Genomic DNA, 16667 nt, shown 5'->3' on the forward strand with positions numbered 1-16667 from the left:
CGCGGTCACAGAACGCTCACCTCTACCATCCCACTGGAGACACGAATCGGAAATATCGGGATAAAGGTCGCCGGGTCGTCCAGGCAGGCTCCGGTGACCAGGGAGAACACTTGCTTGTGCATCGGGGAGGCCACGGTGGGCTCCCCGTTCCTGGTGCCGACGATGCCCCGGGACAGCACGTACGCCCCGCTGTACGGGTCCCGGTTGCCGGTGGCGTACAGGCGGCCGTCGAAGGTCCGGAAGAGCGCGACCTGCTCGGATCCCAGCAGGGCGCAGGCGCCCCGCTCCGGGAGCAGGTCGGCGTAGCCGCAGACGGACGTCCATTCGCTCATGAGCTCACCCCCACGGGTCTGATCTGGTCGCGTTCGGTGACGAAGGAGATCGACGGGTCGGGCACTCCGGGCGCGTTGACGAAGCTGGTGAAACGCCGGAGTTTGTCGGGGTCGTCGAGAGTGGCCCTCCATTCGTCGAAATATCCGGCGACGTGCCGTTCGATCTGGGCGTCCAGGTCGGCGCACAGCCCGAGCGAGTCGTGCACGATCACGTCGCGCAGATGGTCCAGGCCGCCGTCCATGGCCTCCAGCCAGGCGGACGTGCGCTGGAGGCGGTCGGCGGTGCGGATGTAGAACATCAGGAACCGGTCGATGGTGCGGATCAGCGTGTCGGTGTCGACGTCGGAGACCAGCAGGTCGGCGTGGCGGGGTTTGAAGCCGCCGTTGCCGCAGACGTAGAGGTTCCAGCCGTTCTCGGTGGCGATGACGCCGAAGTCCTTGGAGCGGGCTTCCGCGCATTCGCGGGCGCAGCCGGAGACGGCGGATTTGAGCTTGTGCGGGGAGCGCAGGCCCCGGTAGCGGGTCTCCAGCATGATCGCGAGGGCGGCCGAGTCCTGCACGCCGTAGCGGCACCAGGTGGAGCCGACGCAGGATTTCACGGTGCGCAGGGCCTTGCCGTAGGCGTGGCCCGACTCGAAGCCCGCGTCGACCAGGCGGCGCCAGATCTGCGGGAGCTGCTCGACGCGGGCGCCGAACAGGTCGATCCGCTGCCCGCCGGTGATCTTGGTGTAGAGGCCGAAGTCGCGGGCCACCTCGCCGATCACGATGAGCTTGTCCGGGGTGATCTCGCCGCCGGGGATGCGCGGGACGACCGAGTAGGTGCCGTTCTTCTGGATGTTGGCGAGGAAGTGGTCGTTGGTGTCCTGGAGGGCGGCCTGCTCGCCGTCCAGGACGTGCGTGTTGTGCAGGGAGGCGAGGATGGACGCGACGGCCGGCTTGCAGATGTCGCAGCCGCGGCCGGAGCCGTGCTCCTCGATCAGCTGAGTGAAGGTGGTGATGGCGCGGACCTGGACGATCTCGAAGAGCTCGGCGCGGCTCTGCGTGAAGTGCTCGCACAGCGCCTTGCTGACCGGCACGCCGGATTTGACGAGGATCTGCTTGAGCAGCGGGACGCAGCTGCCGCAGGTGGATCCCGCCCGGGTGCAGGCCTTGATGCCGGGGACGTCGGTGAGGGCCTTGTCGAGTACGGCTCCGCGGACCGTGCCCGCGGTGACGTTGTTGCAGGAGCAGACCTGGGCGTCGTCGGGAAGGTCCAGGGTGACGCCGCCGGTGAACAGCAGGTCGCTCGGGAGGCCGGGCAGGGGTTTGCCGACGTAGGGGCGCAAGGTGTCGTACGGACCCGCGTCGCCGACGCAGATACCGCCCAGGAGGGTTCTCGCGTCGTCGCTCACGAACAGCTTCTTGTAGACGCCGCCGACCGGGTCCATGTACGTGACGTCCAGCGCCCCCGACATCTGGCCGAACTGGGCGACGGCCACGCCGAGCAGCTTGAGCTTGGTGGACAGATCCGCGCCGGAGAAGCCCGACGTGCCGCCCATGATCCGGTCGGCGGCCACCTCGGCCATGGTGAAACAGGGTCCGACCAGGCCGTAGATCTGGCCGCCCACCAGCGCGCACTCGCCGATCGCGTAGATCGACGGATCGGAGGTGCGCATGCCCTCGTCCACCACGATGCCGCCACGCTCGCCCACCGCGAGGCCGGACGCGCGGGCCAGCTCGTCGCGAGGCCGGATCCCGGCGGAGAAGACCACGATCTGAGCGGGAATGACCTCGCCGTCGGGTTTCACCAGCCCGGTCACCCGGTCCGGTCCCGCGATCTCCTTGACCCCCGCTCCGGCGTGCACGGTCAGGCCGAGGCGTTCCACGTGGTCGCGCAGGACCGCGCCGCCGCCCTCGTCGACCTGGCGGGGCATCAGCCAGGGGCTCATCTCGACCACGTGGGTCTCCAGGCCGAGCCCGCGCAGCGCGTCGGCGGCCTCCAGGCCGAGCAGCCCGCCGCCGACCACGATCCCGGCCGTGGCGGTCGCGGCGGCGGCCCTGATCGCGTCCAGGTCCTCGATCGTCCGGTAGACGAAACACCCGGCCAGGTCCTTGCCGGGCACGGGCGGCACGAAGGGCGCCGACCCGGTGGCCAGCACCAGCACGTCATATTCCGAAATTTCGCCATCGGCGGTGATGACCGTACGGGCGGCGCGGTCGATGCCCGTCACCCGGGAGCCGAGCCGCAGCGTGACCCCCTCCGGAACCGGATAAGTCAGATCCTCGGCGGTCTTGCCCGCCAGATACGAGGTCAGCGCCACCCGGTCGTACGCCGGTCGCGGCTCCTCCCCGACGATCGTGATCGACCCGGCGAACCCCCGCAGCGACTCCACCAGCCGGTGGGCCGAAGGCCCGTGACCCACTACCACGACCCGCGTCATGCGCTTACCCCTTCCTGCTCGCACAGCCAGCTCACGATTCCCTCGACGGCGTCGGCGCAGCCGCCGCACCCGGTCGTCGCCCGGGTCGCCGCGGCCACCGCCGCCAGATCCCGGGCTCCCTCCTCCCAGCAGGCCCTGATCTGGCCCTTCGTCACGTTGTTGCAGCGGCACACCTTGGCCGAGTCGGGCATGCGCACCGGGCTGTCGGCCACCGGCGCGGCCGACAGGCCGGGGAAGAGCAGGCTGGCCCGGTCTCCGGGCAGCGGCCCGCCCCGGTCGTAGAGCTGGGTGAGCGTGCCGACGGCGGCGCTCTCCCCGACCAGGATCGCGCCGACCAGCCGGTCGTTCCTGATCACGAGCTTGCGGTAGATCCCGGTCCGGCGGTGACTGAAGCTGACGATCTCGGCGTCGGCCTCGGTCAGGTGGGTCTCGCCCATCGCGGCGAGTTCGACGCTCCTGGCCTTGAGCCGGGTGACCAGCCGGGATCCCCGGTAGCGCGCGGCCGTGTCGGCGCCGGTGATCAGGTCGGCCACGATGGCGGCCTGCTCCCAGCAGGGCGCGACCAGCCCGTACACCTGGCCGTCGTGCTGGGCGCACTCGCCGACCGCGAAGATCGACGGGTCGTCGGTGCGCATCTCGTCGTCGACCACGATCCCGCGTTCCACGTGCAGCCCGGCGTCCCTGGCCAGGCCCACGACCGGCCGCACGCCGCAGGCCAGGACGACCAGGTCGCCCTCGACCAAGCCACCTTCGACACTGCCGCCGGTGACCTCGACCCCGGCCTCGGTGATGGCGGTGACCTCGGCGCCGGTCCTGATCTCCACGCCGAGCGCGGTCAGCGTCTCGCCGAGCACCAGACCGGCTTCGGCGTCCAGCTGGCGTTCCATCAGGTGCCCGGCCACGTGCAGCAGCGTCACCGGCAGGCCGCGCCCGGCCAGGCCGCGCGCGGCCTCGATGCCGAGCAGCCCGCCGCCGACCACGACCGCCCGCCGGGCCCGCCCGGCGGCTTCGACGATCTTCTCGCAGTCGTCCAGGGTCCGGAACGGGATGGCCCGCTCCACGCCGGGGATCGGCGGCACGAACGGCCGGCTGCCGGTGGCCAGCACCAGCACGTCGTACGGCTCCCGCCGCCCGTCGGCCGTGATGACCGTGCGGCAGTCCCGGTCGATGGCGGTGACCTCGGTGCCGAGCGCGGCGGTGACCCCGTGCTCGGCGTACCAGGCCTTGTCGTGCAGCCGGACGATCTCCGGCGTGGCCGTGCCCGCGAGCACGTTGGACAGCAGCACCCGGTTGTACGGCTGCCAGGTCTCGGCCCCGAACACGGTCACCCGGATGCGCTTGTCCCGGGCCCGCACGTCGCTGACCACGCGGGACCCGGCCATGCCGGTGCCGACGACGACCAGCCTCATGACGCGCCCCCTTCGACCCGTACGGCGCAGACCTTGAACTCCGGCATCTTCGAGATCGGGTCCAGTGCCGGGTTGGTGAGCCGGTTGACGCCCTCCCAGTGGAACGGCATGAACACGGTGTCGGGGCGGATGTCCTGGCTCAGCCGGGCGGGGGCCTCGGTGGAGCCGCGGCGGCTGGCGACCCTGACCCGGTCGCCGGCCGCCACGCCGATGCGCTCGGCGAGTTCGGGATGCATCTCCACGAACACCTCGGGCGCGGCTTTGGTGAGGGCGGGGATCCGGCGGGTCTGCGCGCCGCTCTGGTAGTGCGCGAGCACCCGCCCGGTGGTCAGGTAGAGGGGGTAGTCATCGTCGATGTCCTCGACGGGGGGCCGGTGCTCGACGGGGACCATCCTGGCCCGGCCGTCGGGGGTGGCGAAGCGGTCCAGGAAGGGCCGGGGCGTGCCCGGGTGGTCCTCGGCGGGGCAGGGCCAGAAGACGCCGGTCTCGGCCGCGATCCGCTCGTAGGTGATGCCCGCGTAGTCGGCGACGCCGCCCGCCGTGGCACGCCTGAGCTCGTCGAAGACCGTACGGGGATCGTCGGGGAACTCGTACCCGAGGCGGCTGGCGAGGGCGGCGAGGATCGACAGGTCGCTCCGCACCCCCGAGGGCGGAGCGACGGCTTGGCGGCGCAGCAGCACGCGCCCCTCCAGGTTAGTTAATGTGCCTGCCTCCTCGGCCCACTGGGTGGTGGGGAGAACGACGGTGGCCAGTTCGGCGGTCTCCGACCTGACCAGATCCGACACCACGAGCAGGTCGAGCGCGGCCAGCCGGGCGGTGATGTGGCCGGAGCGCGGTGCGGAGACGACCGGGTTGGAGCCGAACAGCAGCAGGGCCTTCGGCCCGGCGGGGGTGCCGAGCGCGTCGAGCAGTTCGTAGGCGGAACGCCCGGGTCCGGGCAGATCGGCGGGATCGATCCCCCAGACGCCCGCGACGTGCGCGCGGGCGGCCGGGTCGTCGATGCGCCGGTAGCCGGGCAGCTGGTCGGCCTTCTGGCCGTGCTCCCTGCCGCCCTGGCCGTTGCCCTGCCCGGTCACGCAGCCGTAGCCGGAGCCCTCGCGCCCGGGCAGGCCGAGGGTGAGGGCCAAGTTGATGAACGCGGTGACCGTGTCGGTGCCCTTGGCGTGCTGTTCGGCGCCCCGCGCGGTCAGGATCACGGCCCTGCGGGCGGTCCCGAGAGCCCGGACGGTGTCGCGCATCCGCGCCACCGGCACGCCGGTGATGCGCTCCACCCGCTCCGGCCACCAGGCGGCGACGCTGTCCTGGACGGCCTCGAAGCCGTTCACCCGCTCGGCCAGATACGCCTTGTCCGCGTATCCCTCGGCGATCGCGAGGTGCAGCAGCCCCAGCGCGAGCGCCAGGTCGGTGCCCGGCGTGAGCTGCAGGTGCAGGGTCGCGAGCTTGGCGGTCGGGGTGACCCGGGGATCGGCGACGATCAGCTGCCCCGCCCGGTTGAAGTGCCGGACGAACGGCGGCATGGTCTCGGCCACGTTGCCGCCCGCCAGCAGCACCACGTCCGCCTGGGCGAGATCGGTGATGGGGAAGGGCAGGCCGCGGTCCATGCCGAACGCCCGGTTGCCGGCCGCCGCGGCCGACGCCATGCAGAACCGGCCGTTGTAGTCGATCTGGCTGGTCCGCAGCGCCACCCGGGCGAACTTGCCCAGCTGGTAGGCCTTCTCGTTGGTGAGCCCGCCGCCGCCGAACACGGCCACCCCGTCGGGGCCGTGTTCGGCTTGGATGCTCTTAAGCCGGTCGGTAATGAAATCGAGGGCTTCGTCCCAGCCGACCGGATTGCCGTACAAGAGGGGGGTGGTCAGCCGGTGCGGGGAGGTGAGCAGATCGCCCGCCGTCCAGCCCTTCTGGCAGAGGCCGCCCGCGTTGGCCGGGATGTCGTCGCGTGGGGTGATCCCGTCCGGCCGCACGTGCATGCCGCACTGCAACGCGCAGTACGGGCAGTGTGTGGCCGTTCCCACCGGCAGCCGCGACATCACAGGCGGCGCGGCGGGAAGTGAGACGGGCATGGGTCCGATGGTGCTTTCAGGCCGTTTCACGGCTGGGTCCCTTCTGTTACCGCTGTGCTACAAGGCACTAACCGCCGCTCACGATCGCCTCCGGCCACCGGTGAGGACCCTCACACCCGGGCGGCGGCGAGGCTCGGCGCCAGGCGGACGCCGACCGTGCGCAGGTAGCAGAACCAGGTCAGCGCGCAGCAGATCGCGTAGAAGACAGCGAAAGCCGTGATCGCCGCGCCCGCTCCCCCGGTCGACGCGATCGAGGTGCCGAAGCCGCGATTGATGAAAAATCCACCGAAGGCGCCGATGGCGGAGATGAACCCGATCGCGGCGGACGCGTCCCGCTTGCCGACGCGGACGGCCTCCTCGTACTCATCCGTGCCCGGCTCGAGCCCCGCCACCGCCTTGGCCCGGAAGATCGCCGGGATCATCCGGTAGGTGGAGCCGTTGCCCACGCCCGCCGTGCCGATCAGCAGCATGTAGGCCGCGAAGAACAGCACGAAGTTGTGCTGCGCCAGCCCGGCGTAGACCAGCAGCACCGCGCCCGCCATGGCGACGAAGTTCCACAGCGTCACCGTCGCCCCGCCGAGCCGGTCCGACAGCCACCCGCCCAGCGGCCGGATGAGCGAGCCGACCAGCGGCCCCAGGAAGGCCAGCGTGATCAGATCCGCGCGCTCCGCGAACTGCGACTTGATCAGCAGCGGGAACGCGGTCGAATACCCGATGAACGACCCGAACGTCCCGATGTAGAGCACCGACATCACCCAGGTCTGCGGATCTCCCGCCGCCCGCGCCATCTCCCTCGGCTCGGCCTTGGCCGAACTCAGGTTGTCCATGAAGAAGTACGCCCCGACTGCCGCCGCCACGATGAACGGCACCCAGAACAGGCCCGCGGCGGCCAGCCCGAACCCGCCGATCACCAGCGGCATCACCAGCTGCACCGACGACACCCCGATGTTGCCCCCGGCCGCGTTCAGCCCGAGCGCGGACCCCTGCTTGGCCTGGGGGTAGAAGTAGGTGATGTTCGCCATGCTGGAGGCGAAGTTCCCGCCGCCGAGCCCCGCCGTCGCCGCGATCACCAGGAACATCCAGTACGGCGTCGCCGGATCGTTCACCGCCACCGCCAGCAGCACCGCCGGGATCAGCAGCAGCAGGGCGCTGGCCACGGTGAAGTTGCGCCCGCCGTACCGGGCCGGGCCGAAGGTGTACGGGATGCGCAGCGCGGAGCCGACCAGGTTGGGCAGCGCCACGATCCAGAACAGCTGGTCGGTGGAGAACTTGTAGGCCCCCAGCTTGACCGCGACGATGCTCCACACCGTCCACAGCGTGAAACCCAGATGCTCGGCGAAGATCGAGAAGATCAGATTGCGGCGGGCGACCTTGCGGCCGGACGCCGCCCAGAACGCGGGGTCGTCCGGACGCCAGTCACGGATCCAGGCCATCGCGTGTCCTTTCCTTGGGGGATGTCCCGAGAAAAGTAAGCGGCGGCCGTTACGCACTTTGACGATTAGTAACGGTGCGCCCGTTACGTGTGACGCACCGAGGAAACACGCAACTCATACGACGCACAGCGGCAACATGGAATTAACCAGGGTTGGCGAAGTCCGCGGCGGGGAATTCCAGAACCGGTGTCGCCGTCGCCGCGGGGAGCGTGCATGACTGCCCGACAGATTCGTCCTTTCACCGATCCGGTGCTGCGCGGAGTGGCCGAACCGGTCACCGTCTTCGACCGCGCGCTGCGCGATGTGGTGAAGGCGCTGACCCTCACCATGCGGGCGGGCGCGGGCCGGGCCGGGCTGGCCGCGCCGCAGCTGGGCCTGCCGCTGCGGGTGGTGGCCTTCGACTACGACGGCAAGGCGGGCCACGTGGTCAACCCCCGCTTGGAGCTGTCCGAGCGCCGCATCGTCGCCGACGAGGCCTGCCTGTCGGCCCCCGGCGTGTGGTGGCCGTTGGAGCGCTCCTTCTCCGTCGTCGCGCGCGGCCGCGACATGTACGGCAAGCCGGTCACGGTCCGCGCCATCGGCATGCTCGCGCGGGTGCTCCAGCACGAGGTGGACCACCTCGACGGCGTGCTCTTCAGCGACCACCTGGCCCCGGAGGAACGCGAACGTTTCCTGGCCCGCGTCTGACCGCACCGGGAGATTACGGAAATACGACGTGTATCGGTTACGGAGGGTAACCGATCTCCGGGCTGGGGATAGACACTGGTGGACGGCCTCCCGTGACGTGTGGGGTCCCCGAGGTTCCACATCACTCGGGAGGTCGCCACCATGTCCGTGGGACGCAGATCGTTCCTGACGATCGGCGGAGGGCTGGCCGGAGCGGTGCTCCTCACCGCTCCCGCCGAGGCCTCGGCCGCACCGGCGGCCATACCGAGGCCGCCGCGAATATATCTCCGTGAGGAATGGGAGGCCCGACCGCCGAAATCCAAGGCCGTGGTGCTCAACCGCGTCCCCGACAAGCTGATCGTGCACCACACGGCCACGCTGAACCACGATGAGACCAGCCTGAAGGCGGCCTTCGGGCTGTCGCGCGCCATCCAGCGCTACCACATGCGCCACAACGGCTGGGACGACATCGGCGAGCAGTTCACCATCAGCCGCGGCGGCCACGTCATGGAGGGCCGCAACCGCACGATGCGCGCCGTCCGCCGCTGGCGGCACGTGGTCGGCGCCCAGGCCGCCGACCACAACCGCCACACGCTCGGCATCGAGACCGAGGGCACCTACATGGACGAACTGCCGCCCCAGCGCGCCGTGGACGCCCTGCTCCGCCTGCTCACCTGGCTCTGCTGGCACTACGAACTGGAACCCGACACCGCCATCATCGGCCACCGCGACGTCAACGCCACCTCCTGCCCCGGCGACAAACTCTACGAACTCCTCCCCGAAATCCGCGAAAAAGTCACCCAACGCCTCGACCGCGGCTACCAGTCCTACTACAGGTACCGCCTCACCGACTGGGGCCCCCTCCCCGCCCCCGCCCATTACTTCGACCACGGCCCCACAGTCGGCCCCAACGACCACATCCCCGACCCCCACCAACCAACCCCAGACACCACCCAAACCCACCCACCGGCGGCAGACCCGCCTGACGCCACCGAAGCCCACTCACCGACCGCGGATTCCCTTGACGCCGATGGACCTCAGCCACCAGCCGCCAGCCCGCCCCCGACAACGGATGCTCCTAGCGCCGGAGAAGCCCAACCACCGGCCGCAGGGCCCATCTGACGCCAGCGAAACTCACCCTCGGACTCCGCCGCCCTGGACACCACCCAAACCCACTCACCAACCGCAGGCCGCCGCCCGCGAAGCTCACCCACGGACTGCCGACCGCCCAAGCCCACTCATCAGGCGCAGGCCCGCTTGACGCTAGCGGAGCTCATCGACGGACTGGAGGGCACGGAACTAGGACGTATCGCTCTTTACTCCGGTGAAGCTCGCCCACCGGCCGCAGGCGCTTTTGGCGCCGGTGCGGCGAGAAGTGACGCGGTGGTGAACGGCGCCGGATAACGGCGAGCAACCCTACAAAGCGATGCCGAGGAGGGCGTCGGCGGTGTCGCGGACGAGGTTGGGGGCGTCGGGGTCGGTGCCCTCGTTCGACGCCCATTCGTCGATGGCCGCCAGCGCGCCTGGGGCGTCCAGATCGTCGGCCATACGTTCCCGTACCCGGTCGAGAAGGGTGAGTCCGTCAGGGCCCGACGGGCGGGCGACGGCGGTGCGCCAGCGGGACAGGCGGGCCTCGGCGCGGGTGAGGTCGGCGGGGGTCCATTCCCAGTCGGCGCGGTAGTGGTGGGCGAGGAGCGCGAGCCGTACCGCCATGGGGTCGTGGCTCTGCCGGAGCTTGGAGACGAAGACGAGGTTGCCCCGGGACTTGGACATCTTCTCGCCGTCCAGGCCGACCATGCCCGCGTGCACGTACGCCCGCGCGAACGGCCACTCGCCGGTCGCCACATGCCCTTCACTCGCGCCCATCTCATGATGCGGGAACACCAGATCGGATCCCCCGCCCGCCACATCGAAGCCGCTGCCCAGATTGTTCAGCGCGATCGCGGTGCACTCGATGTGCCACCCCGGCCGCCCTGGACCGAAAGGGGACGGCCAGGACGGCTCTCCCGGACGTTCGGCCCGCCACAGCAGCCAGTCCAGCGGATCACGTTTGCCCGGCCGGCCGGGGTCGCCGCCGCGCTCGGCGAACAACTCCAGCATCCGCTCCTCGCTGTAACCGGACACGGCCCCGAACTTGGGCGCGGCCGAGCGGGCGAAGTAGACGTCGCCGTCCACCCGGTAGACGGCGTCCCCGAGCCGCTCGATCAGCTGGGCGACCTGGCCGACCACCTCGGTCACCCCGACGTACTCGCGCGGCGGGATGATCCGCAGCGCCGCCATGTCGGAGCGGTAGAGCTCGATCTGGTCCGCCGCGAGCTCCCGCCAGTCCACCCCGGTCTGCTCGGCGCGTTCGAGCAGCGGGTCGTCCACGTCCGTGGTGTTCTGGGTGTAGTGCACCTCGTGGCCCGCGTCCCGCCAGACCCGGTTGACCAGGTCGAACGCGAGATAGGTGGTGGCGTGGCCGAGATGGGTGGCGTCGTAGGGGGTGATGCCGCAGACATACATCCGGGCTTCGCCGTCGGGAGTTGTCGCTGAGACCTGTCGCGCGGCGGTGTCGTACAGGTGCAGGGGGCGCCCGGAACCGGGTAGCCGCGGGATGTTCGGTGCAGGCCACGATCGCATGACCCGAGCCTATCCGCGCCCCTCAGCCGGGATCTCCACGGTGTGCCAGGTCCGCGGATCCTCGGGAAACGGCAGGAAGTCGTAACGCACGCCGTTCTCGGCGAGCGCCACCAGCGTGACCGACAGGCTCGCGTAGACGCGCCGCTCCCCGACCTCGTGGCGCACCAGCAGGGCGCGCGGATCATCGGCGGGCACGCCGTCGCCACTGGCCAGCTCCAGCCAGTCGCCCCAGAACCGGTCCGGCGCTCCCCCGGTCACCCGCTCCGGCCGCGCCGCCCGCGCGAACCTCGGCCGGAAATATCCGACCCGCGCGTTCTCATCCTCCCCCGGCATACCGGCGTTGACGATCACATGCAGCCCGCGCGGCAGCTTCTCCTCAGCGATCCGCTCCCCGTTCCAGGTCCACAACCGCACACCATCCAACCCGGCAACGACCAGATAGAAAGGGTCATACCTCGACAAATCCACGTGCGGCATCTCGCCCGCGTCCGCCGCCAGCAACGGCAGATCACCTCTCGTCAACCGGACATCCAGGCCCGCGGGACGACCCTGGCCGTTGAGCAGCGCCGCCACCCGCCGCGCCGCCGGATTCACCGCCAGCCACGTGCCACCCGCCAGCAGATCCCTGCCACCGATCAGCCCCGGATGCTCCGGCCAGTACGCCCCCGGCGACATCCACGGCCGGGCCACGAACTCGTCACGAACCCCGGCCAGCAGGACCGGCACCTCCGCGTCGGGTTCGACACTCACGATCACCGTACACAATGCCCGTTCCCTCCATTATCGGTAGAGACTCATGCAGAGTGCCCGAAATAGTGCGGCCCGTCTAGATCGGCGGCCAGGGGATGGCCGGCCAGTCCTCCGAGGGGTAAGGGTGAACGCCGGTGTCCAGGAGTTTCCTTACCCGGTTCCAGGTCGCCTCGACCTCGGCGACCGTGAGCAGTTCACGCAACCTGCGCCCCAGGCGTCCCCTTTCTATCTCCCGCTCCAGCGTCACCAGCACGCTCACCGCCTCGCGCGGCAGCGGCTTGCCCCGCCACTGCCACAGCACGGTCCGCAGCTTGCCCTCCTCCGAGAAGCAGACCCCGTGATCCACGCCGTAGATGTGCCCGTCCGTCAGCGGCAGCAGGTGGCCCGCCTTGCGGTCGGCGTTGTTGACGACCGCGTCGTACACCGCCATCCGGCGCAGCGCGGGCTGGCGGCTGCGCACCAGCGCCATCAGGTCGGCCTCCGGGTCGGCGTCGATCCACAGCTGCACCATGCCGGGCCCGAACGGCCCGTCCCGGTACACGGTGGGCGGCACCAGGCGCCAGCCCGTGGCCGCGGCCACCTCGTAGGCGGCCACCTCGCGGGCGGCCAGCGTGCCGTCCGGAAAATCCCACAACGGCCGCTCCCCGCGGACCGGTTTGTAGACGCACGCGGCGAGTTGCTCGCCCTGGCTGATCGTGCAGTAGAGCGTCATGTTGGTGGCCTCGACCAGCCGGCCGGCCACCTCCAGCCTGCCTTCGCGCAGCAGGCGCATGGCCGCGGCGTCGTCGAGACCCGGGCCTTCCTCGGCGCTCTCCGCTGTCATGCAGTCAAACCCCCGGGGTGGTGACCGTTGAGACGAACACAGATGTGGCCCTCCGCGTCCAGCGGCTGGGCGCAGAGCGGGCAGGGCGGGCGGCCCGCCGCCACCACGTCGAGGGCCCGGCGGCTGAACGCGCGGGCGAGGGCGGGGCTGATCCGGACCCGGAGCACGGCCGGCGCGGGACGATCCGGGTCGGCGAAGAGCGGATCCTCCTCCTCATCGTCCTCAGCGGTCGCCTCCTGCGCCTCGATGATCACCTGGGCGGTCTCCGGGTCCCAGGCCAGGGCCATCGTGCCCACCCGGAACTCCTCGTCGATCGGCATCTCCAGCGGTCCCATGTCGGCGAGCTCGGCGGAGGCCGCGGCCGGGACGGGGGCCCGCCCGCCGCTGCGGCGCAGCACCTCGTCGAGCAGCTCGTCCAGACGATCGGCCAGCACCGCCACCTGAAACTTCTCCAGCGAGACCGTCGTGACCCTGCCCTGCCCCCGGGCCTGCAGAAAGAAGGTTCGCGCGCCCGGTTGCCCCACGGCACCGGCCACGAACCTGTCTGGCGGATCGTAGTCGAAGACCGGCATAAGCAGACCCTACGTGGTCCCAGCTCCGCCGCCGACGGCGGCATCGCTCCCGGTGATGTTTTCTCCCCCATCTTTGTCCGCCGAACCCTGTTCAGGCAGAGCGATATTTCCGGTCTCGTTAAGTTTGAGCAGGAAGGGGCGTATGGGGGTGTATCGGATGATTGTGACCGAAGCCGGGTCCGCTGTGACGCGCTGGAACTGGTCCAGATGGATGCCCATCGCGTCCGCCACGATCGCCTTGATCACATCGCCGTGGCTGCAGACCAGATAGGTCGCCTTCTCCCCCAGCCGCTCGTTCCAGTCGCGTACGGCCCGCACCGCGCGGTGCTGCACGGTCGCCAGCGCCTCCCCGCCGGGGAAGACGACCGCGCTCGGATGCGCCTGCACGACCTGCCAGAGGGGTTCCTTGGCCAGTTCGGCGAGCTTCCGCCCGGTCCACTCACCGTAGCCGCACTCGATGAACCGCTCATCGCTGTGGATCTCCAGCCCCCGCCCGGCGGCGACCGCCTCGGCGGTCTCCTGGCAGCGCTCCAGCGGGCTGGAGACGATCGCGTCGAGCGCTATCCCGGCCAGCCGCTCCGCGACCCGGTCCGCCTGCTCCCGGCCGCGCTCGTCCAGGTGCACGCCCGGGGTGCGCCCGGCCAGGACCGGGCCGGTGAGTTCGGTCAGCCCGTGCCGCAGCAGCAGGAGCGTGCTCATGCGGTGATCACGCCGAGCGACAGCAGCGTCAGCAGCAGCGACCCGGCGAACACGCGGTAGACGACGAAGATGTTGGTGGAGTGCTTGGCCACCCATTTGAGCAGCCAGGCGATCGAGGCGTACCCCACGATGAAGGAGACGACGGTGCAGATGATCGTCGGCACCAGCGGCGGGCCGCCGCCGTCGCCGACGTGGCGCATCTCGAAGATGCCGGACAGCACCACCGCCGGGATGGACAGCAGGAAGGAGTAGCGGGCGGCCGCCTCGCGGGTGTAGCCGAGGAACATCGCGCCGGTCAGCGTGGACCCCGAGCGGGACGCGCCGGGGATCAGCGGCAGCATCTGCCAGGCGCCGATGATCAGGCCGTCCTTCAGCGTCAGGTCCTCGATCTGTTTGCGCTTGGACCCCCACTGCTCGGCCACCAGCAGGATCAGGCCGAACACGATCAGCATGCTCGCGTTCAGCCACAGGTTGCGGGCCGGGCCCTCGATCAGGTCGGCGAACAGCAGCCCGGCCACCGAGATCGGGATCGTGCCCAGGATGATGTACCACCCCATCCGGGCGTCCAGGCTGTCGCGCAGCTCCTTGTCCCGCAGGCTGCGCAGCCAGGCCCAGCTGATCCGCACGATGTCGCGCCAGAAGAACAGCAGCACCGCCAGCATGGTGCCGAGCTGGATCACCGCGGTGAAGGCGGCCCCCGGGTCGGGCCAGTTCAGCAGCTTGGGCACGATGAGCAGATGCGCGGAGCTGGAGATCGGCAGAAACTCGGTGAGTCCTTGCACGATGCCCAGCACGATGGCCTGGAGAACGTCCACGATCGGCCAGCTTAGAGCCTTCGACGCGATACTCTGGCTCACAATGGATCAGCGATTTGTCGGGCGCAGCGGGCTCTCTGTGTCCCGGATCGGTCTGGGCACGATGACCTGGGCTCGCGACACCGGCGCCGAGGAGGCGACGGCTCAGCTCACCGCGTTCGCCGACGCGGGCGGCACGCTGATCGACACCGCCGACGTGTATGCCGGCGGTGACGCGGAACGCCTGATCGGCCGCCTGTTAGCCGAGGTGGTCCCGCGCGCCGACCTGATCGTCGCCACCAAGGCGGTGCTCACCCCCGGCGGCAAAGACGGCTCCCGCCGCCACCTCATCCGCGCCCTGGACGCCTCCCTCGACCGGCTCGGCCTGGACGAGATCGACCTGTGGCAGTTACACGCCTTCGACCCCGACGTCCCCCTGGACGAGACACTCGCCGCCGTCGACACGGCGGTCTCCTCCGGCCGTACGGCCTACGCCGGCGTCTGCAACTACACCGGCTGGCAGCTGGCCGCGGCCGGGACCTGGCAGCGCGGCGTCCCGGGCCGGGCCCCCCTGGTCTCCGCACAGGTCGAATACTCCCTGGTCGCCCGCGAGGCCGAGGACGAACTGCTCCCCGCCGCCGCCCACGTGGGCGCGGGGGTCCTGGCCTGGTCCCCGCTGGGCCGGGGCGTGCTCACCGGCAAGTACCGCACCGGCATCCCCGCCGACTCCCGGGCCGCCACCCCGCATTTCGCCGACTTCGTCCAGCCGTATCTGGACGAACGTTCCCGCCGCATCGTCGAATCGGTGACCACCGCCGCCGAGGGCCTGGGCGTCTCCCCGCTCGCCGTCGCCCTTTCCTGGATCCGGGACCGCCCGGGCGTGTCGGCCGCCATCGTCGGCGCGCGCACCCACGCCCAGCTGCTCGGCGTGCTCCAGTCCGAGAAGCTCACCCTTCCGTGGGAGATCAGGGAAGCCCTGGACGACGTGTCGTCCTGAGTCCCGCCCGGCCTCCGGGGAAAACGAGAGGGGGCCTCGCGTATTACGCATCGATACCGAATCGCAACTTTCTGCGGAATTCGCTGGCGCGCCGGAAAAACTTGAGAGAACCAAGTAAGCGTTGCGCTTATTGGGGTGGGGAGGGACTTTCTATGGGGATGGGACGTCGCGCGTCCGCCATCTCCGCCGGTGCGCTGGCGCTCGCGCTCGGCGGGGGAATACCTCTGCTGGCCGCGGGGTCCGCGCGGGCGGCCGACTGCAACTCCCAGGGGCTGCTCTCGGGGGTCGCCAACAGCCTGTGTCAGGTGGTGGACGGGGTCACCGACGTGGTGGACGGGGTGACCGGCGGCACGCTGTCCACGGTCACCGACACGCTGGACAGCACCGTGAGCGGGGTGACCAACACCGCGGGCAACGCGGGCCGCTCGGCCAGTGCCAGCCCCGCCGCCACGCCGAGCGGCGGCTCGCCGGAGAGCTCGTCCCCCTCCACTCCGCCAAGCCATAGCGGCGGCCTCGGCGAGACCGTGCGCGCCACCTGCCTGCCGTTGCTGGCCGGTCCCGAGTGCGACGAGAAACCGTCGACGCAGCCCCGGCCCCGGGCCAGCAAGTCGCCCCGGCCGCGGCCCACCGCGTCATCCGACTCCGGGGGCGGAACGCTTCCGACCAACCCTCCCAAGCCGCCGGAGAACCGCCCGCAGTTCCTCGAGGACGGCGACGGCGATCCCGTCCCGTCTGGCGAGCCCGACGGCGACGGGATGGTCATCAGGATCGAGGACGCCGAGGTGCCGCTGCTGTGGCCCGGGCAGCTCGTTCCGGCGCTGACCGGCGAGACGCGGGGGGCTGCCGCCCGGCCGCGCCAGCCGTACGACCCGGTGGGCACCGCGCTGACGGCGGTGCTGCTGCTGTCGGCGGTGCTGGCCACGCGCGTGGTCGCCTCCCGGCGCGCCCGCGAGGAGAAGGACGAACCGGACGGCCTGCCACTGTCCGGCCTACCCATGACCACCGGCCGCCATCACCGCCTGGCCTGAGGCTCCACCTGACCCGCAGCATGGTCTGGCTTGAGGCACCGCCTGGCTTGACGCATGGCCGT

15 protein-coding genes are annotated in these 16667 nt (G+C 70.6%); 4 read left to right on the forward strand and 11 right to left on the reverse strand.

Annotation, left to right across the window (positions count from 1 at the left end):
* Positions 1-5: 5 nt before the first annotated feature.
* The 5 genes from nirD to Amac_RS42570 all read right to left on the reverse strand — a co-directional run bounded on the left by nirD (position 6) and on the right by Amac_RS42570 (position 7654).
* A complete protein-coding gene (nirD, locus tag Amac_RS42550; protein ID WP_155360122.1) occupies positions 6-332 on the reverse strand; it encodes a nitrite reductase small subunit NirD in 327 nt (108 codons plus the stop codon).
* Positions 329-2752 carry a nitrite reductase large subunit NirB gene (gene nirB / locus Amac_RS42555; RefSeq protein WP_155360123.1) on the reverse strand — a complete coding sequence of 808 codons (2424 nt, stop codon included), beginning with the start codon at positions 2750-2752 and terminating at the stop codon, positions 329-331. Before nirB ends, nirD begins: the two co-directional genes overlap by 4 nt.
* Complete coding sequence (locus Amac_RS42560) at positions 2749-4161, reverse strand: FAD-dependent oxidoreductase (protein ID WP_155360124.1); 1413 nt, start codon at positions 4159-4161, stop codon at positions 2749-2751. Before Amac_RS42560 ends, nirB begins: the two co-directional genes overlap by 4 nt.
* Positions 4158-6221 (reverse strand): molybdopterin oxidoreductase family protein, encoded by a 2064-nt coding sequence (locus tag Amac_RS42565; RefSeq protein ID WP_155360125.1) that lies wholly within the window; start codon positions 6219-6221, stop codon positions 4158-4160. The genes Amac_RS42560 and Amac_RS42565 overlap by 4 nt, the downstream gene beginning before the upstream one ends.
* A 110-nt stretch (positions 6222-6331) precedes the next feature.
* Positions 6332-7654, reverse strand: coding sequence for an MFS transporter (locus Amac_RS42570; RefSeq protein WP_155360126.1), 1323 nt, complete (start codon positions 7652-7654; stop codon positions 6332-6334).
* 213 nt (positions 7655-7867) lie between these two features.
* Between Amac_RS42570 and Amac_RS42575 the strand changes: the two genes are divergently transcribed.
* Entirely contained in the window at positions 7868-8341 is a 474-nt protein-coding gene (locus Amac_RS42575; protein WP_155360127.1) for a peptide deformylase, read from the forward strand.
* A gap of 141 nt (positions 8342-8482) precedes the next feature.
* Positions 8483-9442: a peptidoglycan recognition protein family protein gene (locus Amac_RS57565; RefSeq protein ID WP_155360128.1), complete on the forward strand. Its 960-nt coding sequence runs from the start codon at positions 8483-8485 to the stop codon at positions 9440-9442.
* Between the two features lie 294 nt (positions 9443-9736).
* On the opposite strand, the gene mshC is transcribed toward Amac_RS57565, so the two are convergent.
* The 6 genes from mshC to Amac_RS42610 form a co-directional block, all read right to left on the reverse strand.
* On the reverse strand, positions 9737-10942 hold the full coding sequence (gene mshC, locus Amac_RS42585; protein ID WP_155360129.1) for a cysteine--1-D-myo-inosityl 2-amino-2-deoxy-alpha-D-glucopyranoside ligase: 1206 nt from the start codon (positions 10940-10942) through the stop codon (positions 9737-9739).
* 9 nt (positions 10943-10951) lie between these two features.
* Positions 10952-11692: an NRDE family protein gene (locus tag Amac_RS42590; RefSeq protein WP_246269059.1), complete on the reverse strand. Its 741-nt coding sequence runs from the start codon at positions 11690-11692 to the stop codon at positions 10952-10954.
* A 76-nt stretch (positions 11693-11768) separates the two neighbouring features.
* Positions 11769-12515: an SCO1664 family protein gene (locus Amac_RS42595; protein WP_155360131.1), complete on the reverse strand. Its 747-nt coding sequence runs from the start codon at positions 12513-12515 to the stop codon at positions 11769-11771.
* Positions 12512-13087, reverse strand: a complete 576-nt coding sequence (locus Amac_RS42600) for a DUF3090 domain-containing protein (protein ID WP_155360132.1) — start codon at positions 13085-13087, stop codon at positions 12512-12514. The genes Amac_RS42595 and Amac_RS42600 overlap by 4 nt, the downstream gene beginning before the upstream one ends.
* A 9-nt stretch (positions 13088-13096) precedes the next feature.
* Positions 13097-13786, reverse strand: a complete 690-nt coding sequence (locus tag Amac_RS42605) for a histidine phosphatase family protein (protein WP_155360133.1) — start codon at positions 13784-13786, stop codon at positions 13097-13099.
* Positions 13783-14601, reverse strand: a complete 819-nt coding sequence (locus Amac_RS42610) for an undecaprenyl-diphosphate phosphatase (RefSeq protein WP_218041629.1) — start codon at positions 14599-14601, stop codon at positions 13783-13785. The genes Amac_RS42605 and Amac_RS42610 overlap by 4 nt, the downstream gene beginning before the upstream one ends.
* Positions 14602-14644: 43 nt before the next feature.
* Between Amac_RS42610 and Amac_RS42615 the strand changes: the two genes are divergently transcribed.
* Positions 14645-15577: an aldo/keto reductase gene (locus Amac_RS42615; RefSeq protein WP_155360134.1), complete on the forward strand. Its 933-nt coding sequence runs from the start codon at positions 14645-14647 to the stop codon at positions 15575-15577.
* Positions 15578-15729: 152 nt separating this feature from the next.
* Positions 15730-16605 carry a hypothetical protein gene (locus tag Amac_RS42620; RefSeq protein WP_155360135.1) on the forward strand — a complete coding sequence of 292 codons (876 nt, stop codon included), beginning with the start codon at positions 15730-15732 and terminating at the stop codon, positions 16603-16605.
* Positions 16606-16667: the final 62 nt, after the last annotated feature.

It is taken from the genome of Acrocarpospora macrocephala (genome assembly GCF_009687865.1).
In the GTDB taxonomy this organism is placed as follows: Bacteria; Actinomycetota; Actinomycetes; order Streptosporangiales; family Streptosporangiaceae; genus Acrocarpospora; species Acrocarpospora macrocephala.